Annotated in this window: 11 protein-coding genes; 2 read left to right on the top strand and 9 right to left on the bottom strand. The window is 60.7% G+C overall.

The features are described 5' to 3' along the window. Positions 1 to 7 precede the first annotated feature (7 nt). The 7 genes from glgX to AB1E42_RS10435 form a co-directional block, all read right to left on the bottom strand. Positions 8 to 2095 (bottom strand): glycogen debranching protein GlgX, encoded by a 2088-nt coding sequence (gene glgX, locus AB1E42_RS10465; protein WP_368344187.1) that lies wholly within the window; start codon positions 2093 to 2095, stop codon positions 8 to 10. Beyond that, complete coding sequence (gene glgA, locus AB1E42_RS10460; protein WP_368344186.1) at positions 2095 to 3513, bottom strand: glycogen synthase GlgA; 1419 nt, start codon at positions 3511 to 3513, stop codon at positions 2095 to 2097. Before glgA ends, glgX begins: the two co-directional genes overlap by 1 nt. After that, a complete protein-coding gene (gene glgC, locus AB1E42_RS10455; protein WP_368344185.1) occupies positions 3510 to 4769 on the bottom strand; it encodes a glucose-1-phosphate adenylyltransferase in 1260 nt (419 codons plus the stop codon). The genes glgA and glgC overlap by 4 nt, the downstream gene beginning before the upstream one ends. After that, positions 4762 to 6978 carry a 1,4-alpha-glucan branching protein GlgB gene (gene glgB / locus AB1E42_RS10450; RefSeq protein ID WP_368344184.1) on the bottom strand — a complete coding sequence of 739 codons (2217 nt, stop codon included), beginning with the start codon at positions 6976 to 6978 and terminating at the stop codon, positions 4762 to 4764. Before glgB ends, glgC begins: the two co-directional genes overlap by 8 nt. Positions 6979 to 7210: 232 nt before the next feature. Further along, positions 7211 to 8044 (bottom strand): class II fructose-bisphosphate aldolase, encoded by an 834-nt coding sequence (locus AB1E42_RS10445; RefSeq protein WP_368344183.1) that lies wholly within the window; start codon positions 8042 to 8044, stop codon positions 7211 to 7213. Beyond that, positions 8041 to 8883 carry a 5-deoxy-glucuronate isomerase gene (locus AB1E42_RS10440; protein WP_368344182.1) on the bottom strand — a complete coding sequence of 281 codons (843 nt, stop codon included), beginning with the start codon at positions 8881 to 8883 and terminating at the stop codon, positions 8041 to 8043. The genes AB1E42_RS10445 and AB1E42_RS10440 overlap by 4 nt, the downstream gene beginning before the upstream one ends. 1 nt (position 8884) lies before the next feature. After that, on the bottom strand, positions 8885 to 9850 hold the full coding sequence (locus AB1E42_RS10435; RefSeq protein WP_368344181.1) for a PfkB family carbohydrate kinase: 966 nt from the start codon (positions 9848 to 9850) through the stop codon (positions 8885 to 8887). Positions 9851 to 9933: 83 nt separating this feature from the next. On the opposite strand from AB1E42_RS10435, the gene AB1E42_RS10430 reads away from it, so the two are divergent. After that, complete coding sequence (locus AB1E42_RS10430) at positions 9934 to 11037, top strand: Gfo/Idh/MocA family protein (protein ID WP_368344180.1); 1104 nt, start codon at positions 9934 to 9936, stop codon at positions 11035 to 11037. A 9-nt stretch (positions 11038 to 11046) separates the two neighbouring features. After that, positions 11047 to 12204: a Gfo/Idh/MocA family protein gene (locus AB1E42_RS10425; RefSeq protein ID WP_368344179.1), complete on the top strand. Its 1158-nt coding sequence runs from the start codon at positions 11047 to 11049 to the stop codon at positions 12202 to 12204. Here AB1E42_RS10425 and AB1E42_RS10420 read toward each other — a convergent pair whose 3' ends face one another. Both AB1E42_RS10420 and AB1E42_RS10415 read right to left on the bottom strand, forming a co-directional pair. Then, entirely contained in the window at positions 12205 to 13206 is a 1002-nt protein-coding gene (locus AB1E42_RS10420) for a LacI family DNA-binding transcriptional regulator (RefSeq protein ID WP_368344178.1), read from the bottom strand. A gap of 72 nt (positions 13207 to 13278) precedes the next feature. Beyond that, positions 13279 to 15747, bottom strand: coding sequence for an FAD-dependent oxidoreductase (locus AB1E42_RS10415; RefSeq protein WP_368344177.1), 2469 nt, complete (start codon positions 15745 to 15747; stop codon positions 13279 to 13281). Positions 15748 to 15770 lie beyond the last annotated feature (23 nt).

The raw sequence follows: 15770 nt of genomic DNA, 5'->3' as shown, positions 1-15770 counted from the left end.
AGACAGATCAGCTTCTGTCTTTCTCCTGAACAAATACCACAACAGAATTCGTATGAATGCGCTTGCGCCCATGCGCTGGCTTTGGTGCAGCATCAGGGCGTGCGGTGTCGAGATGGCGCACCCAATGATGCCCTTTTTCCGGCTCCGGCAGCGTCACGTTAAAGCGGCGGCCGGTGTTGAACACCACGAACAACGCGCCCTCCCGTGGCGCATATTCCGGCGTGCCAGACGCCATGCGCAGTTCAACGGCCAAATGCCGCAAGGCAGGGTCATTCCAATCGGCATCCGACATCGGGCTTCCATCCGCCCGCCGCCAGAACATATCCGGTTGCCCGTCCACCAGCCTTGGCCGCGCATGCAGGAAGCGCTTCTGCCGCAAAATCGGGTGCGCTTTGCGAAAGGCGATGAGCCGCTTGCAGAAGGCCAGAAACTCGTGATCAACCGCCGACCAATCAATCCAGCTGATCGCATTGTCCTGACAATAGGCATTGTTGTTGCCGCCTTGGCTGTTGCCCAGTTCGTCACCGGCAAGGATCATCGGCGTGCCTTGGCTCAGCAGTAGCGTCGCCATCATGTTGCGGCGGCGGCGGGCGCGGCGGGCGTTAATCTCTGGGTCGTCGGTCGGCCCCTCGGTGCCGCAGTTGTCCGAGTAGTTGTGGCTATGCCCGTCGCGGTTGGCCTCCCCATTGGCCTCGTTATGCTTCTCATTGTAGCTGACGAGATCGCTGAGGGTAAAACCGTCATGCGCGGTCAAAAAGTTGATCGACGCGGTCGCAGGCCGTCCCGAATGGTCGAAGCGCAGCGCCGAACCTGAAACGCGCGTTGCCAGCTTCCGCACATGGCCCGTATCGCCGCGCCAGAACCGCCTGATCTGATCGCGGTATTTGTCGTTCCACTCAGCAAATGGCGGCGGGAAGGCTCCCAGTTGATACCCGCCCGGGCCGACGTCCCACGGCTCTGCGATCAGCTTCACACGGCTTAACACGGGGTCTTGCCTGATTGCCGCGAGGAAAGGCGCATTCTGATCAAACCCGTCATGCCGCCGCCCCAACGTTGACGCGAGGTCGAAGCGGAAGCCGTCAACATGCATCTCCTCAACCCAATAACGCAGTGAATCGAGCACCATCCGCATAACCATCGGATGCTCAAGGTTCAGCGTGTTTCCGGTGCCGGTATCGTCGATGTAATAGCGTTTGGATTCCGCCAGCCGATAATAGCTTGCATTATCCAAGCCGCGGAATGAGAGCGTCGGCCCCATCTGGTTGCCTTCGGACGTATGGTTGTAAACCACATCGAGGATAACCTCGATCCCCGCCGCATGCAGGCGCGCAACCATGAACTGGAACTCCGCCAGCGATTGCCCTTTAAGGTAACGCGGGTCGGGCGCGAAGAACCCGTGGGTCATGTACCCCCAGTAATTCGTCAGCCCCTTATCAATCAGGAACCCCTCATTGAGGAAGGCTTGCACTGGCAACAGTTCAAGCGTCGTGATCCCGAGGGCAAGCAGGTGCTCGATGATCGGGTCAGACGCCATTGCCAGAAAGCTCCCGGGCGCGTCGATGTCTTTGCGCATGGCGGTCAGCCCCTTCACATGCGCTTCATAGATCACCGTATCGCACCACGGCACATTGGGCGGTGTTTCGCGGCCCCAGCTAAAGCTGGTATCCGCGACCACGCTGCGCGGCATAAACGGTGCCGAGTCGCGGGTCGAAAAGGTCAGGTCGCCATGTTCAGCCGTGGCATCGTACCCGAACAGGGCAGGGTGCCATTCAGGATGGCCAGAGATCTGCTTGGCGTAGGGATCCAGCAACAGCTTATGCGGGTTGAACCTATGTCCCTCGTCGGGCCGATAGGGGCCATGTGCGCGGTAGCCGTAATGCTGCCCCGGGCGCAGGCCACTGACATAGCCATGCCAGATATCGCCATCCCGCTCCGGCAGATCAATCAGCAGGTTCTCGCGCCCTTCGTCATCGAACAGGCACAGCGTGATCCGCGTCGCATGCGCCGAAAAGACCGCGAAATTCACCCCCTCACCATCGAAGCGCGCGCCAAGCGGGTAGGGTCGGCCAGCCGTGATCGCCAGATTTCCAGCCATTACCGGCCCAGAACCTCCGCATAGAGTGCCGCATAGGCAGCGGCGGAACGGTCCCAGCCGACCGGCTGTTTCATCGCATTGCGCTGGAGCTTCTGCCACTGCGCCTTTTCCGCGTAGAGGTCGCAAAGGTCATCCAGCGCCACGCGCAATGCCTCAGCAGTGATCGGTGAGAACTGAACGCCAGTTGCCACCCCCTTCGCCATCGCTGCGGGCGAGGCATTGATCACCGTATCCGCCAGCCCGCCGGTGAGGGCGACAAGCGGCACCGTACCGTAGCGCAACCCGTAAAGCTGCGTCAGCCCGCATGGCTCAAAGCGCGACGGCACAAGGATCGCGTCGCCGCCTGCAATCATCCGGTGCGACAGCGCTTCGTCATATCCGATCCGTACCGCGACATTTGGATCGCGCGTCGCCGCGCGGAATGCGGCTTCGAGGCTTGGCTCGCCACTGCCCAAAAGCGCCAGTTGCCCGCCACGTTCCAACAGTGTCGGCAGGGCTTGCAGCAAAAGGTCCAGCCCCTTCTGTTCCGTCAGGCGGGAGACGACCACGCACAGCGGCCCTTCTGCCTCCGGCAGGCCCATCTCGGCGCGCAATGCAGCGGTATTGGCCGCTTTGCCCTTCAATGTTTTGTATGGCGCGATCAGCGGGTCCGTCTCGGGGTTCCATGCTGTCTCGTCAATCCCGTTGAGGATGCCTGTCAGAACGCCTCGCCGTGACCGCATCACCCCGTCCAGCCCCATGCCAAACTCGGGGCGCATCAGTTCTGCGGCATAAGTCTTTGAAACGGTTGTCAAACGGTCAGCGCGCATCAACCCCGCTTTGAGCGCCGATACCTTGCCCCAATACTCGTATCCCTCCGGCGTGAACCGAAGCGGGTCTAGGTGCAGGTCCGCGATCTTCTCCGCGCCCGCAAGCCCGTGAAACGCGATGTTATGGATCGTCATCACCGTCGCGGGGCGCCCCTCGTCGGGCAGGTATTCCATCATCAAACCGGCTTGCCAGTCATGCCCGTGCAGCACATCAGGCACCCAGCCGCCCGCACCTTGCAGGCCGATCTCGGCCGCGACCTTGCTCAGCGCGGCAAAGCGCTCGGGATTGTCCGGCCAGTCCTTGCCATCCGGCCCCAGATAGATATTGCCCACCCGCTCATAAAGATGCGCCGCCTTGACCGCCAACAGGTCAAGCCCCGCCACTTTAGCGGCCATCAGCGTCGCCGTTCCCCCGAACAGGTCGTCATATTTGGCGATCGTCTTGGTTTTCCCTAAGGCCTCCAGCACCGCCGGATACCCGGGCAAGAGCGTACGCATCTCGACACCGTTCGCCGCGATTGCAGCGGGCAGGGCGCCCACCACATCGGCCAAACCGCCTGTTTTGATCAACGGCGCGCATTCAGAAGCAACGGAAAGGACACGGATCATCGTTCGGCGGCTCTCCTGTCGAGCATGTCTTGCGTGATAAGCGTCGTGCCTTTCTCGGTCACGCGGAACCACTTTGCATCTTCGTCCGGATCTTCTCCGACCACCAGCCCTTCGGGAATGATAACACCACGATCAATCACAACCTTACGCAACCGAGCACGGCGATTGACCGTCACATACGGCAACACCACCGCATGATCGAGCACTGCATAGGAGTTGGTATGCACCTCGGTAAACAACAGCGAATTGCGCACCTCCGTCCCCGAGATGATGCAGCCGCCCGATACCATCGATGAAATCGCCATCCCGCGCCGATCCTTTTCATCATGGATGAATTTCGCAGGCGGCACGCTCTCCGAATAGGTCCAGATCGGCCATTCCGGATCCCACAGGTTCAGTTCCGGCGTGAAATCGGTCAGGTCGATATTTGCCTCCCAAAAGGCGTCCACCGTACCTACGTCCTTCCAATATGCCGGTGCGCCGTCCGAGCGCACGCAGCTTTCGTCAAAGCGATGCGCCATCGCTTTTCCGTTTTTCACGATCTCGGGGATCAGATCATTGCCGAAATCATGGCTGGAATTCGGATCATCACGATCCTTCAGCAGCAACTCGCGCAGGAATTTCCAGTTGAAAACATAGATCCCCATCGAGGCCAGCGCCTTGGTTGGGTCTTCCGGCGTCGCCGGTGGGTCGGCCGGTTTTTCGAGGAACGACGTGATTTGCCCACTCGCATCTGTCGCCATTACGCCGAAGGCCGTCGCCTCCATGCGTGGCACGGTCAGGCAGCCAATGGTCACGTCTGCGCCAGTCTCCACATGCTGGCGCAGCATGATCTCGTAATCCATCTTGTAGATATGATCGCCCGCGAGGATGATCACATAATCAATCCCGTAGCTGTCCACGATGTCGATGTTCTGCGTGACCGCGTCTGCTGTGCCCTGATACCATGACTGGTCGTCATTGCGCTGCGAGGCGGGCAGGATATCCAGAAATTCGTTCCGCTCCGCACGGAAGAAGTTCCACCCCCGCTGGCAATGCCGGATCAGGCTATGCGCCTTGTATTGCGTGGCAATCGCCATTTTCCGAATGCCCGAATTCATCGCGTTTGAGAGCGCAAAATCGATGATCCGCGTCTTTCCCCCAAAATAGACTGCCGGTTTCACACGCCTGTCAGTCAGTTCCTTCAACCGGCTGCCGCGCCCTCCCGCCAGCACAAACGCCATAGACCGGTTCGTCAGCCTGCGATTTTCAACCATTCCCTTGTCCTCCCAAGTCGCCTTTATGCGCCACCTTGAACATCACCACGCTCAGCGGCGGCAGCGTCACCTCAATCGAGTTTGCCTTCCCGTGCGCGGGCATATGTGTGCTGTCCACGCCGCCCATGTTGCCACGGTTCCCCCCGCCGTAAATTCCGGCATCCGTGTTTAGGATTTCCTCCCAGTGGCCCGCGTAGGGCACGCCAAAACGCATCCCCGTCCGCTCCACTGGCGTAAAGTTGCACAGCACCAACACCGGCGGATCGCCCTTGTCGCCATAGCGCAGGAAGGCATAGACCGATTGCGCGGCATCATTCGCTTCGACCCACTCGAACCCATCCGCTTCGCAATCCTTCCGGTAGAGCGCGGGCGTCGTGGCATAGATCCGGTTCAGGTCGCGCACGAGGTCTTGCACGCCCTTATGCGGTGGCCTTGCGGCGGCGTCCCAGTTCAGGTCATCCGAGTGGTTCCATTCCTCGGGCTGGGCAAATTCGCAGCCCATGAACAGCAGTTTCTTCCCCGGATGCCCCCACATGAACGCGTAGTAGGCGCGTAGGTTGGCGAACTTTTCCCAATCCGACCCGGGCATCTTCTCCAGCATTGAGCCTTTGCCATGCACGACCTCGTCATGGCTGATCGGCAGCACGAAATTCTCGCTGAAGGCGTAGTGTAAGCCGAAGGTCAGTTGGTGATGGTGATGCTGGCGGTAGATCGGATCACGCTGGATATAGTCGAGCGTGTCGTTCATCCAGCCCATGTTCCACTTAAAGCCAAAGCCCAAGCCACCCGCATCCACAGGGGCCGAAACCATCGGAAAGGACGTTGATTCCTCCGCCACCGTCATAATGCCCGCTTGCGCGGCATAGGCGGCGCTGTTCATCCGCTTGAGGAACGCGATTGCTTCAAGGTTCTCCCGCCCGCCATGCGCGTTCGGGATCCACTCGCCAACGGCGCGGCTGTAATCGCGGTAGAGCATTGAGGCCACCGCATCCACGCGCAGCCCGTCGATATGGTATTCCTCCAGCCAGTACACCGCATTAGCGATCAGGAAGTTGGCGACCTCGGTGCGGCCATAATTGTAGATCAGGGTATTCCAGTCCTGATGAAATCCCTCTTTCGGGTCCGCATGCTCATACAGATGCGACCCGTCAAACTGCGCCAGCCCATGCACATCGGAAGGGAAGTGCCCCGGCACCCAATCGAGTAAGATTCCCAGCCCCGCCCGATGCGCGGCATCCACCAAATCGCGGAATTCATGCGGTGGCCCGAAGCGCGTCGTCGGCGCATAAAGGCCTACCGGCTGATAGCCCCAGCTGCCATCGAAGGGGAACTCCGACACCGGCAGTAACTCTAAATGGGTAAAACCCATATCTTTGGCGTACCCCACCAGCTCTTGCGCGGCTTCCTTGTAAGAGAGCGGGCGTCCACCATCCTCCCAGCGCCGCTTCCAGCTGCCAAGATGCACTTCGTAGATGGAAACCGGTCTGTTGCGGTCATTGGTTTTGGCGCGTTTCTCCAGCCAGTCGCTATCGCGCCAGCCATATCCGCTGATATCTCGGATCACGCTTGCGGTTTCCGGCGGATGCTGCGCCCCAAAGCCCATCGGATCGGCCTTCAATGGCAGAAGGTGCCCGTCGTAATTCGTGATCTGGTATTTATAGCTCTGCCCATCGCCAGCACCGGGAACGAACAGCTCCCAGATGCCCGAGCTTCCACGCGGGCGCATCGGGTGGCGGCGTCCGTCCCAATGGTTGAAATCCCCAACGACAGAAACCTGCCGCGCATTGGGTGCCCAAACAGCAAAATGCGTTCCTGCGACTTTCTTAATCGTGGTGACGTGAGCGCCGAGGGCATCCCAAAGCCGCAGATGCGTGCCTTCCCCGATCAGATGCAAATCCATGTCGCCCAGCATTGCAGGGAAACGGTAGGCATCCTCATATTCCCAAACCTGATCGCCGCTATGCCCGACCAAGCGATAGGCCCGACCCGCTGGAACCTTGCCGCAGAAAACCGCACCAGCGACCTTTTCTAATGGGTAGCTCTTCGCGCCGATCCTCGCTTCTAGCCGCTCCGCACCCGGATCAATCGCCGTAAGCCACGTCGCGCGACCAAATTTTCGGGTTCCCAGCAAGTCTTGCGGCGCGGGATGCGTGCCATCCGTCAATTGCCAAGCCGTGGCCTCATCAATGGGGAGTTCTGCGTCCGGCACTGTGCTTCCTTGCTGTTTACGTCATGTGCTTCCACAGGATGTGTTAGCGTTAACATTTCCCCGCAAATGCACCAGTTACCCCTCAGCCGTCAAGAAAAAGCTCTGGAGTGCGCGTAGACCGCCGGCAGCGGACATGCTTTGCCGCTTTCGCTGCGTGCGTACTGATTTCCTCGTCGCCGGCCTACCCATAGGCTCAGTGAACCGCGAAAACGTCGCGCAATAAAGGATTTTCTTACTTGGGGCCGAAAGCGCCGATTATATTCTCGGCGGTCTGCGCCATCGCCGCTTCCGCTTGCGAGAGGATACCAATCCGGTCAAACAGCGCAGGGTTTTCTTCCAACGTTGCGCGCAAGCTCGCGCCAAATGTCTGGCGCAATTCCGTGCCAATGTTGAATTTCGCGACCGCCGTTTCCCGTGCCAAAGCGATACGGTCCGCTTCCGAAACGCCAGAGCCGCCATGTATCACCAAGGGCACATTAGGCGCGGCCGCCTGAACTGCGGCCAGCCGCGCGCGGTCAATCACCGCCGCCGCTTCCTGTTGCAAATGCACGTTGCCCACACTGATCGCCATCGCGTCGATGCCGGTTTCCCGCGCAAATCGTCCGGCCTCCTGCGGGTCGGTCCCGTGGCTTTCCTCGCCGGCATCGTAGCCCACGAACCCGATCTCGCCCTCGCAACTGGCCCCTGCGCGATGCGCCATCGCAACCGCCTCTGCCGTTTGCGCGATGTTTTCGTCTAACGGCAAGCGCGACCCGTCAAACATGATCGAGGAAAACCCGCTCTCCAGCGCGATCCGGCATTCCTCCAGCGTCTTGCCATGGTCCAAAAGGCTCACCACTGGCACCGACGCCCCCTCCGCCAGATGCCGGAACATCGCGCCCAAGATCGGCAATGGCGTGTTGGCGCGGCACCCTGGCCCCGCTTGCAGGATCACCGGCATTCCGGCGGCTTCGGCGGCGGTGATATAGGCGCGGGCGTCTTCCCAACCCAGCACCACCAGCCCAGCAACCGCATAGCCCTCGCGCATCGCGGGGCGCAGCACCTCTGCCAGCGTCGCAACCGTCATTTGAACTTCGCCACCATGTCCTTGATGCCGGGGATTGTTTCCACCTGATAGGCATGGGTCGGCTGGAAATACTGCACAAGGCTCCGCTGCGAGAGGCCGCCCAGAATGGTGAAGTAATACATCTCGTAGCCGGGCAGGGCGCAGCAGGGGTGATAGCCATTATCGATCACAAAGGTCGATCCATCGACGATGTGATAAGCCTCGCCAACAGCGCCATCCTCGCGCTGGAGCATCTGCATCCCCGAGCCGTGATTGGGCCGGAACCGGAAGTTATAGGTTTCGTCATGGCGCGTTTCGTTCGGCAGGCGGTCGGTGTCATGCTTATGGCTCGGAAAGCCGGACCAGCCGCCTTGCCCGACGGTAAACAACTCGCTCACCAACAGGCGCCCCACCTTGCCATGCTGCTTCTGGCCAAGGATGTGCTTGATCTTGCGATGCGTCTTGGTGTCGTCCGATCCGTATTGCACCAGATCAATCTCATCAGGCCGCACGGTGAACGGGTCCAGCACCTCGTCGTATTTTGCGCCCGCAACGAACACTTCCGCACTGTCGGAAACGCACACCATCGTCACCTTCGCTCCAGATGGCACATAGGTGCCTTCCGGCTCCCCGTCCCAGACATCGACGCCGCGATTGCCAAGTGCTTTGACCTCATAGCCTTCAATATCAAGGTCAACAGACCCCGTCGCAGGGGCGACGCAGGTTTCGAACCCCGGCACCTGATAAGTGAATGCCTGCCCCTTCGTCAGTTTGACGATGTTGAAGTAGTTGAGCGGCACCCGCGCGTCACCCACATCGACGATCGGTGCGTTTTTATTGTCATAGGGGGGGATATGCATGTCAGCTCCTTTGCGCGATGAACGCGTCCAGTTCTTCAGGGGTCGGCAGGGCGATTGAGCAGCCCGGGCGCGTGACAACCACTGCCGCCGCCGCAGCGCCGCGCCGCACGGCATCATCAAGCGCGGTGCCTTTCACGAGCGCCGCCAGCATGGTGCCAAGGAAGGCATCGCCTGCGCCCACCGGCTTGAGTGTATCGACGGGGAAAACCGGCGTCTCGATCTGCGCGTCGCCCTGCAAGGTGATCGCGCCGCGTTCGCCCATTTTGTAAATCACCAGCCGCCCCTCGGCAGCCAGTTCCCGCGCTTTGGCAAAGCCTTTCTCATAAGCGCCCGCCATAAAGCCGAACTCGTCGTCATTGCCGACGATAACATCGCTCTTGACCGCCGCTTGGCTGAGAATGCGCGAAGCCTCCTCCGCGCTGGGCCAGCTATAAGGGCGGTAATCCACGTCGAGGATACAAAGGCACCCCGCCGCCCGCGCACGGTCAAACCCGCTGAGCGCCGCACTGCGTGCAGGCTCTGCTGCCAACACCGTTCCAGCTGTGACCATCCCGCCATAGGCGCTGAAATCAACAGCTCGCACATCGTCGATGCCCATTTCAAAATCCGCCGCCCCGTTGCGGTACACAACCGTTTCGTGGCCTTCGAACACACTTTCCGAAAGCGCCAGCGTGTTGCGCGCCTCCCCGCCAACGGTGCGCACATAGCTTGTGTCGATGCCGCGCCGCGCCAGCTCCTTCAGCGTGTAGCGCCCCACCGCATCGTCCGAGACGCAGGACAGCATCGCTGTTTCCGTGCCCGCAATCGCCAGCGCCGCGGCAATGTTGCCAGCCGAGCCGCCCAAGCCAGCGGTAAAGCTCGTCGCATCTTCGATCTTCGTGCCGGCAGGGGCAGGGTAGAGGTCCAGCCCCGCACGCCCCATCACAAGGATCGCCCGACCGCGCAGGCGCTCGCTTACTTTTGCCAAGGCACACTCCTTTTGCATTGACGACTCTGTCTGAATAACGATACCTGAATTGCAACCGGTTTCAATACACTTGGGAGGAGAAAATGGCGGACATCGGCATCGGTATCATCGGCGGTGGTTACATGGGAAAAGCCCATTCGGTGGCGATGGCCTCCGTGGCGGCTGTTTTTGACACACCCCTGCGCCCACGGCTCGAAATGATCGCCGCCACCTCTCCGCAATCGGCCGAGAAATACCGTCACGCCTACGGCTTCAAGCGCGGCACCGCCGATTGGCGTGAACTCGTCGCTGATCCGGCCGTCGAGGCCGTTGTCATCGCCAGCCCGCAAGCCACCCACCGCGAGATAGCCTTTGCCGCAATCGAGCACGGCAAGCATGTGCTCTGCGAAAAGCCCTTGGGCGAAAGCCTCGAAGACAGCGCCGCAATGGTCGCCGCCGCCGAGAAATCAGGCGTCGCCAACATGGTCGGGTTCAACTACATCCGCACACCCGCCTCCCAATATGCCCGCAAGCTGATCGCGGATGGGTTGATTGGCGATGTCACATGGTTCCGTGGCGAACATTCCGAGGATTTCCTCGCCGATCCTGCAGCCCCCGCCAACTGGCGGACAGAGACGGAGGCCGCAGGTTGCTTGGGTGATCTCGCGCCGCACATGGTCAATGCGGCCCGCGCGCTTCTCGGCCCAATTGCCGAGGTCATGGCCGACCGCAAAACGGTCCATGCGCAGCGCGGCGGCGTCGCGGTGAAGAACGACGATCAGGCACAAATGCTCGTCACTTTCGAGAGCGGCGTGCAGGGCCACCTTTACTTCAGCCGCACCCATCACGGCCGCAAGATGGGCTATATTTACGAGGTTGTCGGCACCAAAGGCGCACTGCGCTTCAATCAGGAGGACCAGAACGCGCTCGAGCTATACCTCGCTGACGGACCAGAGGCAGAGCGCGGCTACCGCAAAATCCTTACCGGCCCCGCGCACCCCGATTACGCGCCGTTCTGTCAGGGGCCGGGGCATGGCACCGGCTATAATGACACCATCATAATCGAGGCCAAAGACTTCCTCACAGCGATCCATACTGGCGAACCGGTCTGGCCGACCTTCCGTGAGGGGCACGAGGTCAATCGTATCATCGCCGCTGCGCGCGCCTCTGAAAGCGGGCGCCGGTGGGTCAACGTTTCTGAAATCTGAGGGATCAAAATGAAGAAACTCAAATGGGGCATGATCGGCGGCGGTGAAGGCAGCCAGATTGGTCCAGCACACCGTCTTGGCGCTGGTCTTGATGGGTATTTCTCCTTTGAAGCCGGTGCTTTAGACGCCAATCCTGAAGCAGGCCGCGCCTATGCCCAGCGGCTCGGCATCGCCGCCGACCGCGCCTATGGCGACTGGCGCGAAATGCTCGAAGGTGAGCGTAACCGCGACGACCGGATTGATCTGGTGACGGTCGCCACCCCCAATGCCACGCATTTCGAGATCACCAAGGCGTTCCTTGAGGCAGGTTTCCATGTGCTCTGCGAAAAACCGATGACAATGACCGTCGAGGAAGGCGAAGAAATCGTCCGCATTTCCCGCGCGACGGACCGCATCTGCGCGGTCAACTACGGCTATAGCGGCTACTCGCTGGTGCGGCACATGCGAGCGATGGTGGCGCGCGGTGATCTGGGCGATATCCGCATGGTCATGGCTGAGTTCTCCCACGGCCATCACGCCAATGCCGCTGACATGGATAACCCCCGCGTCCGCTGGCGCTATGATCCCGCCCAGGCGGGCGTCTCCGCCCAGTTCGCGGATTGCGGTATCCATGCGCTGCATATGGCAAGTTTCGTTTTGGGGCAGGAGGTTACGACCCTTTCTTCAGATTTTGTCGCAACCATCGAAGGCCGCACGCTCGAAGATGATGCGATGGTTAACCTGCGCTTCGACGGTGGCGCTGCGGGCCGTTTGTGGACGTCTTCGATTGCTGTTGGCCGGATGCATGGCCTGACCTTGCAGGTTTTCGGCTCCAAAGGCGGCGTTCGCTGGGCGCAGGAACAGCCCAACCAGCTGATCTGGACCCCAGTTGCAGGCCGCAACCAGATCATCGAGCGCGGCGAAGCGGGCCTTTCCCCCGAGGCCGACCGCGCAAGCCGTGTCACGATGGGTCATGCCGAGGGCATGCCACTTGCTTTTGCAAATATTTACAATGACTTGGCGGAAGCTATTAACGCAGAAAAGGAAGGCCGCGCGATGGATCCTGCCGCCAATCTCTTCCCCAAGGCAGAGGATGGCTTGCGCTCTATGGCAGCCGTCCATGCCGCTGTCGACAGCTCCAAAAAGCAAGGCGCTTGGGTCGATGCCCGCCCGCCAATGTTCCGCTGATCATTCCTGAACGGGCGGCCTGAGCGTTGCCCGTTCGACCACCTCGCAGCTAAAAAGCCGCGCCTCGGGCGGTCGCTGCGGATCTTCCAGCAGCAGCCCCAATTGCGCGATCGCCGCCTCCACGATCTGCTTCACCGGTTGCCGGATCGTTGTCAGGTCGATGCCGTTCCAGCCCGCCATCTCCATATCGTTGACCCCAAGCAGGCCAATATCCTCCGGCACGCGCAAGCCGCTGTCCCGCAGTGCAGATAGCGCACCGATCGAGATCACGTCATCGCCGCAAAAATATGCCTCCGCAGGCGTGTGCTTTAACAGAGACAGCATCGCCGCGCGCCCCGCCGCAAAGCTGTAGCTGCGCGCATGTGTGGCCGTGACCTGCATCCCCTGCGCTTGTGCTTCCTGCGCAAATCCTTGCAGGCGGTCTTGGGTGGAGGTGGCGCTATCCGGCCCGCCCAAGAAACCCACCTTGCTGTAGCCGCGTGCCTTCATCTCCCGCGCCGCCAGCCGCCCCGCCGCGACGTTGTTGATCCCTACAACATGGACATCGGGGTTGTCACTGGCGCGGGCAAAGCAGTGCAGCACCGGCACCCCTGCGACGCGAAAGGCCGTAGCGAATGAGGTCGGCAGCGTCGAGGAGGCAACAATCACCGCATCCACCGAATATTGCCGCAACATCCGCAGCGATTGTTCGGGGTCTGTTTCATCAGTGAGATTGACGAGCAGCGGTCGCAATCCGGCCTCTTGTAGCCCACGGGTGAACAGGTCGAACACTTCGAGGAAGAACGGGTTCTTGAAGTTGTTAGAGATCAGTCCGATCAGCTTTGTCCGCCCCGTGGTCAGCGATGAGGCCAGCGCATTGGGTTGATAGCCGAGCGCCTCCGCCGCCTTCATCACCTTCGCGCGGGTCTTGGGGGAGACAGAAGCCCCCTCGGTAAAGGTCCGCGACACGGCGGAGCGCGAAACGCCCGCTTTCTCTGCCACTTCCCGTAATGTCACCCGCATGAAAAAGGCTCCCCGATTTGCACGGGGAGCCTCTCATATTGCACGAAAAAGTGCAACCGATTGCAATGTGATCTACCCGCGCATCAACCCGCCATTCGCATCATAAAGCGGGCCAGCGAGCACCTCGGCGCCATACATCTCACCAAGGATTTCCACCTGTAGCTTCGTTCCTGCTGTCGCATGTTCCGCCGCGACATAGCCCATCGCCATGGATTTCCCGACCCTGTGCGCATAGCCGCCGGAGGAGACATAGCCCACCGCCGCGCCATCTTTCAGGATCGCTTCATCGGCGGATACGTCGATGCCTTCCACGTCGATGGTCAGCGTCACCAGCTTGCGGGCAGGGCCTTCTGCACGGAGGGCTTCTGTCGCTTCCTTGCCAACGAAGTCCTTCTTCCAGTTAATGAACGCATCCATGCCGCTCTCAACCGCGTTGAAGTCGGGGCGAAATTCCAGCGTCCACGCGCCCCAGCACTTCTCCAGCCGCATCGACATCAGCGCCCGCGCCCCGTACCAGCGGTAGCCCAGATCAGCACCCGCTTCCTCGATCGCCTCTGCAAGCCGCAACAGGTATTGCGGTTTGCAATAGATCTCGTAACCCAACTCACCGGAAAAGCTGATCCGGTTCAAAATTACCGGCACGCCTGCGACGAATGTCTGCCGCAGGTCGCGGAACTTGAACGCCTCGGCAGAGACATCCTCCCGCATCAGCCGTTGCAGCAGCGCCCGCGATTTCGGGCCAGAGAGCGCGATCCCGTGCCAATCATCGCTGACGTTCCGATAGCGCACATCATCCGGCAGGTCTTTTTCGAACCAACGCCGGTGCGCCTCCTGCATCGCGCCTGAGCCGAAGAGGATGAAATGATCCTCTGCCAAACACGCCACCGTCAAATCACCATAGAGCCGCCCCTTCGGCGTCAGCATCGGTGTCAGCGTCAGCCGCCCGGGTTTTGGCACATAGCCCGCCAGCGTCCGGTCCAGATAGGCCCGCGCGCCCGCGCCTTTGAACTCATGCTTGGCAAAGTTGGCGATCTCGATCCCGCCCACGGCTTCCTGTACCGCCTTCACCTCCCGCGCAACGTAATCGTGGCTCCGGTTGCGCTCAAAGGTCGGCTCCTCATGGGCATCTTCGGGCCCGTCGGCAAACCACAGCGCGTTTTCAAGGCCAAAGCCCTGACCCATCCGCGCGCCTTTCGCCACCAATCGGTCATAGAGCGCGGTGGTTTTCTGCATCCGGCCCTTGGGCAGCGTTTCGTTGGGGAAAGTCATCACGAAGCGCCGCTCGTAGTTTTCGGATGATTTCACCGTCCCCCAGTCCGGCGTCGCAAACTCACCAAAACGAGCCACATCCATCGCCCAGACGTCAATCGACGGTTCCCCGTCGATCATCCATTCTGCCATGGTCAGGCCCACGCCGCCGCCTTGGCAGAAGCCCGCCATGACACCCACCGCGACCCAGTAGTTCCGCATCCCCGGAACGGGGCCGATCATCGGGTTGCCATCAGGGCCAAAGGTGAATGGCCCGTTGATCATATCCTTGATCCCCGCCTCGCCGATGGTCGGTATGCGCTCAAAGGACATCTCCAGCCGGTCCGCGATCCGGTCCAGATCCGGTTGCAACAACTCATGGCCAAAGTCCCAAGGTGTACCGTCGACCTTCCACGGCGTCGATTTCGGCTCATAAGTGCCCAGCAGCATCCCCTGCCGCTCTTGCCGGAAGTAGATATTCGCCTCGTAATCAATACCAGCGGGCAGGCGGCCTGCCTCGCCCATGCTCTCCATCCGCTCCTTGATCAGCGGGATCGCCTCGGTGATCAGGTAATGGTGCTCCATCGGCTGCACCGGCAGGTGAATGCCGGACATATGGCCGACCTCACGCGCCCAAAGCCCGCCGCAGTTCACCACCTGCTCGGCATTGATCACGCCCTTCGGTGTGGTCAAATCCCACGAGCCGTCCGGCCGCTGGGTCATCGCCGTGACCCCGCAATGGGTGAAATATTGCGCCCCATGCACCCGCGCCGATTTGGCAAAAGCATATGTCGCGCCAGAGGGGTCGAGATCGCCGTCCTGATCATCCCACAGCGCGGCGTAATAGTGCTTCGGGTCGATCAGCGGGTGCCGCTCAGCCAGCTCCTTGGGGCTGATGAATTCTTGATTGAGCCCCATATACCGCGCCTTCGAGCGCTCGCGCTTCAGGTAATCATACCACTCCTTCGTCGATGCCGCGTAGAACCCGCCGGTCATATGCAGGCCGACGGAATGGCCCGATGTCTCCTCGATCTCTTTGTAAAGGTCGATCGTATAGCCCTGTAGGCGGCTGATATTCGGGTCGGAACTGATCGTGTGGATCTGCCCCGCCGCGTGCCAGCTGGAGCCGGATGTCAGCTCATCACGTTCCAGCAGCACAACATCCTTCCAGCCGAACTTCGCCAGATGGAACAGGATCGAGCAGCCGACAACGCCACCGCCGATCACCACCACCTTCGCATGAGAGGGCAGCGCCTTGCCGCCAGTTTCGACCTCTTTTTGTATCTCGGGCATGTTTTCCTCCCTCTTTGGGTTTC

The organism is Pelagovum sp. HNIBRBA483, assembly GCF_040931995.1.
Classification (GTDB): Bacteria; Pseudomonadota; Alphaproteobacteria; order Rhodobacterales; family Rhodobacteraceae; genus JAEPMR01.
Note: the sequence above shows the minus strand (reverse complement) of the source record. Positions and strands in the feature narration are given on the sequence as shown.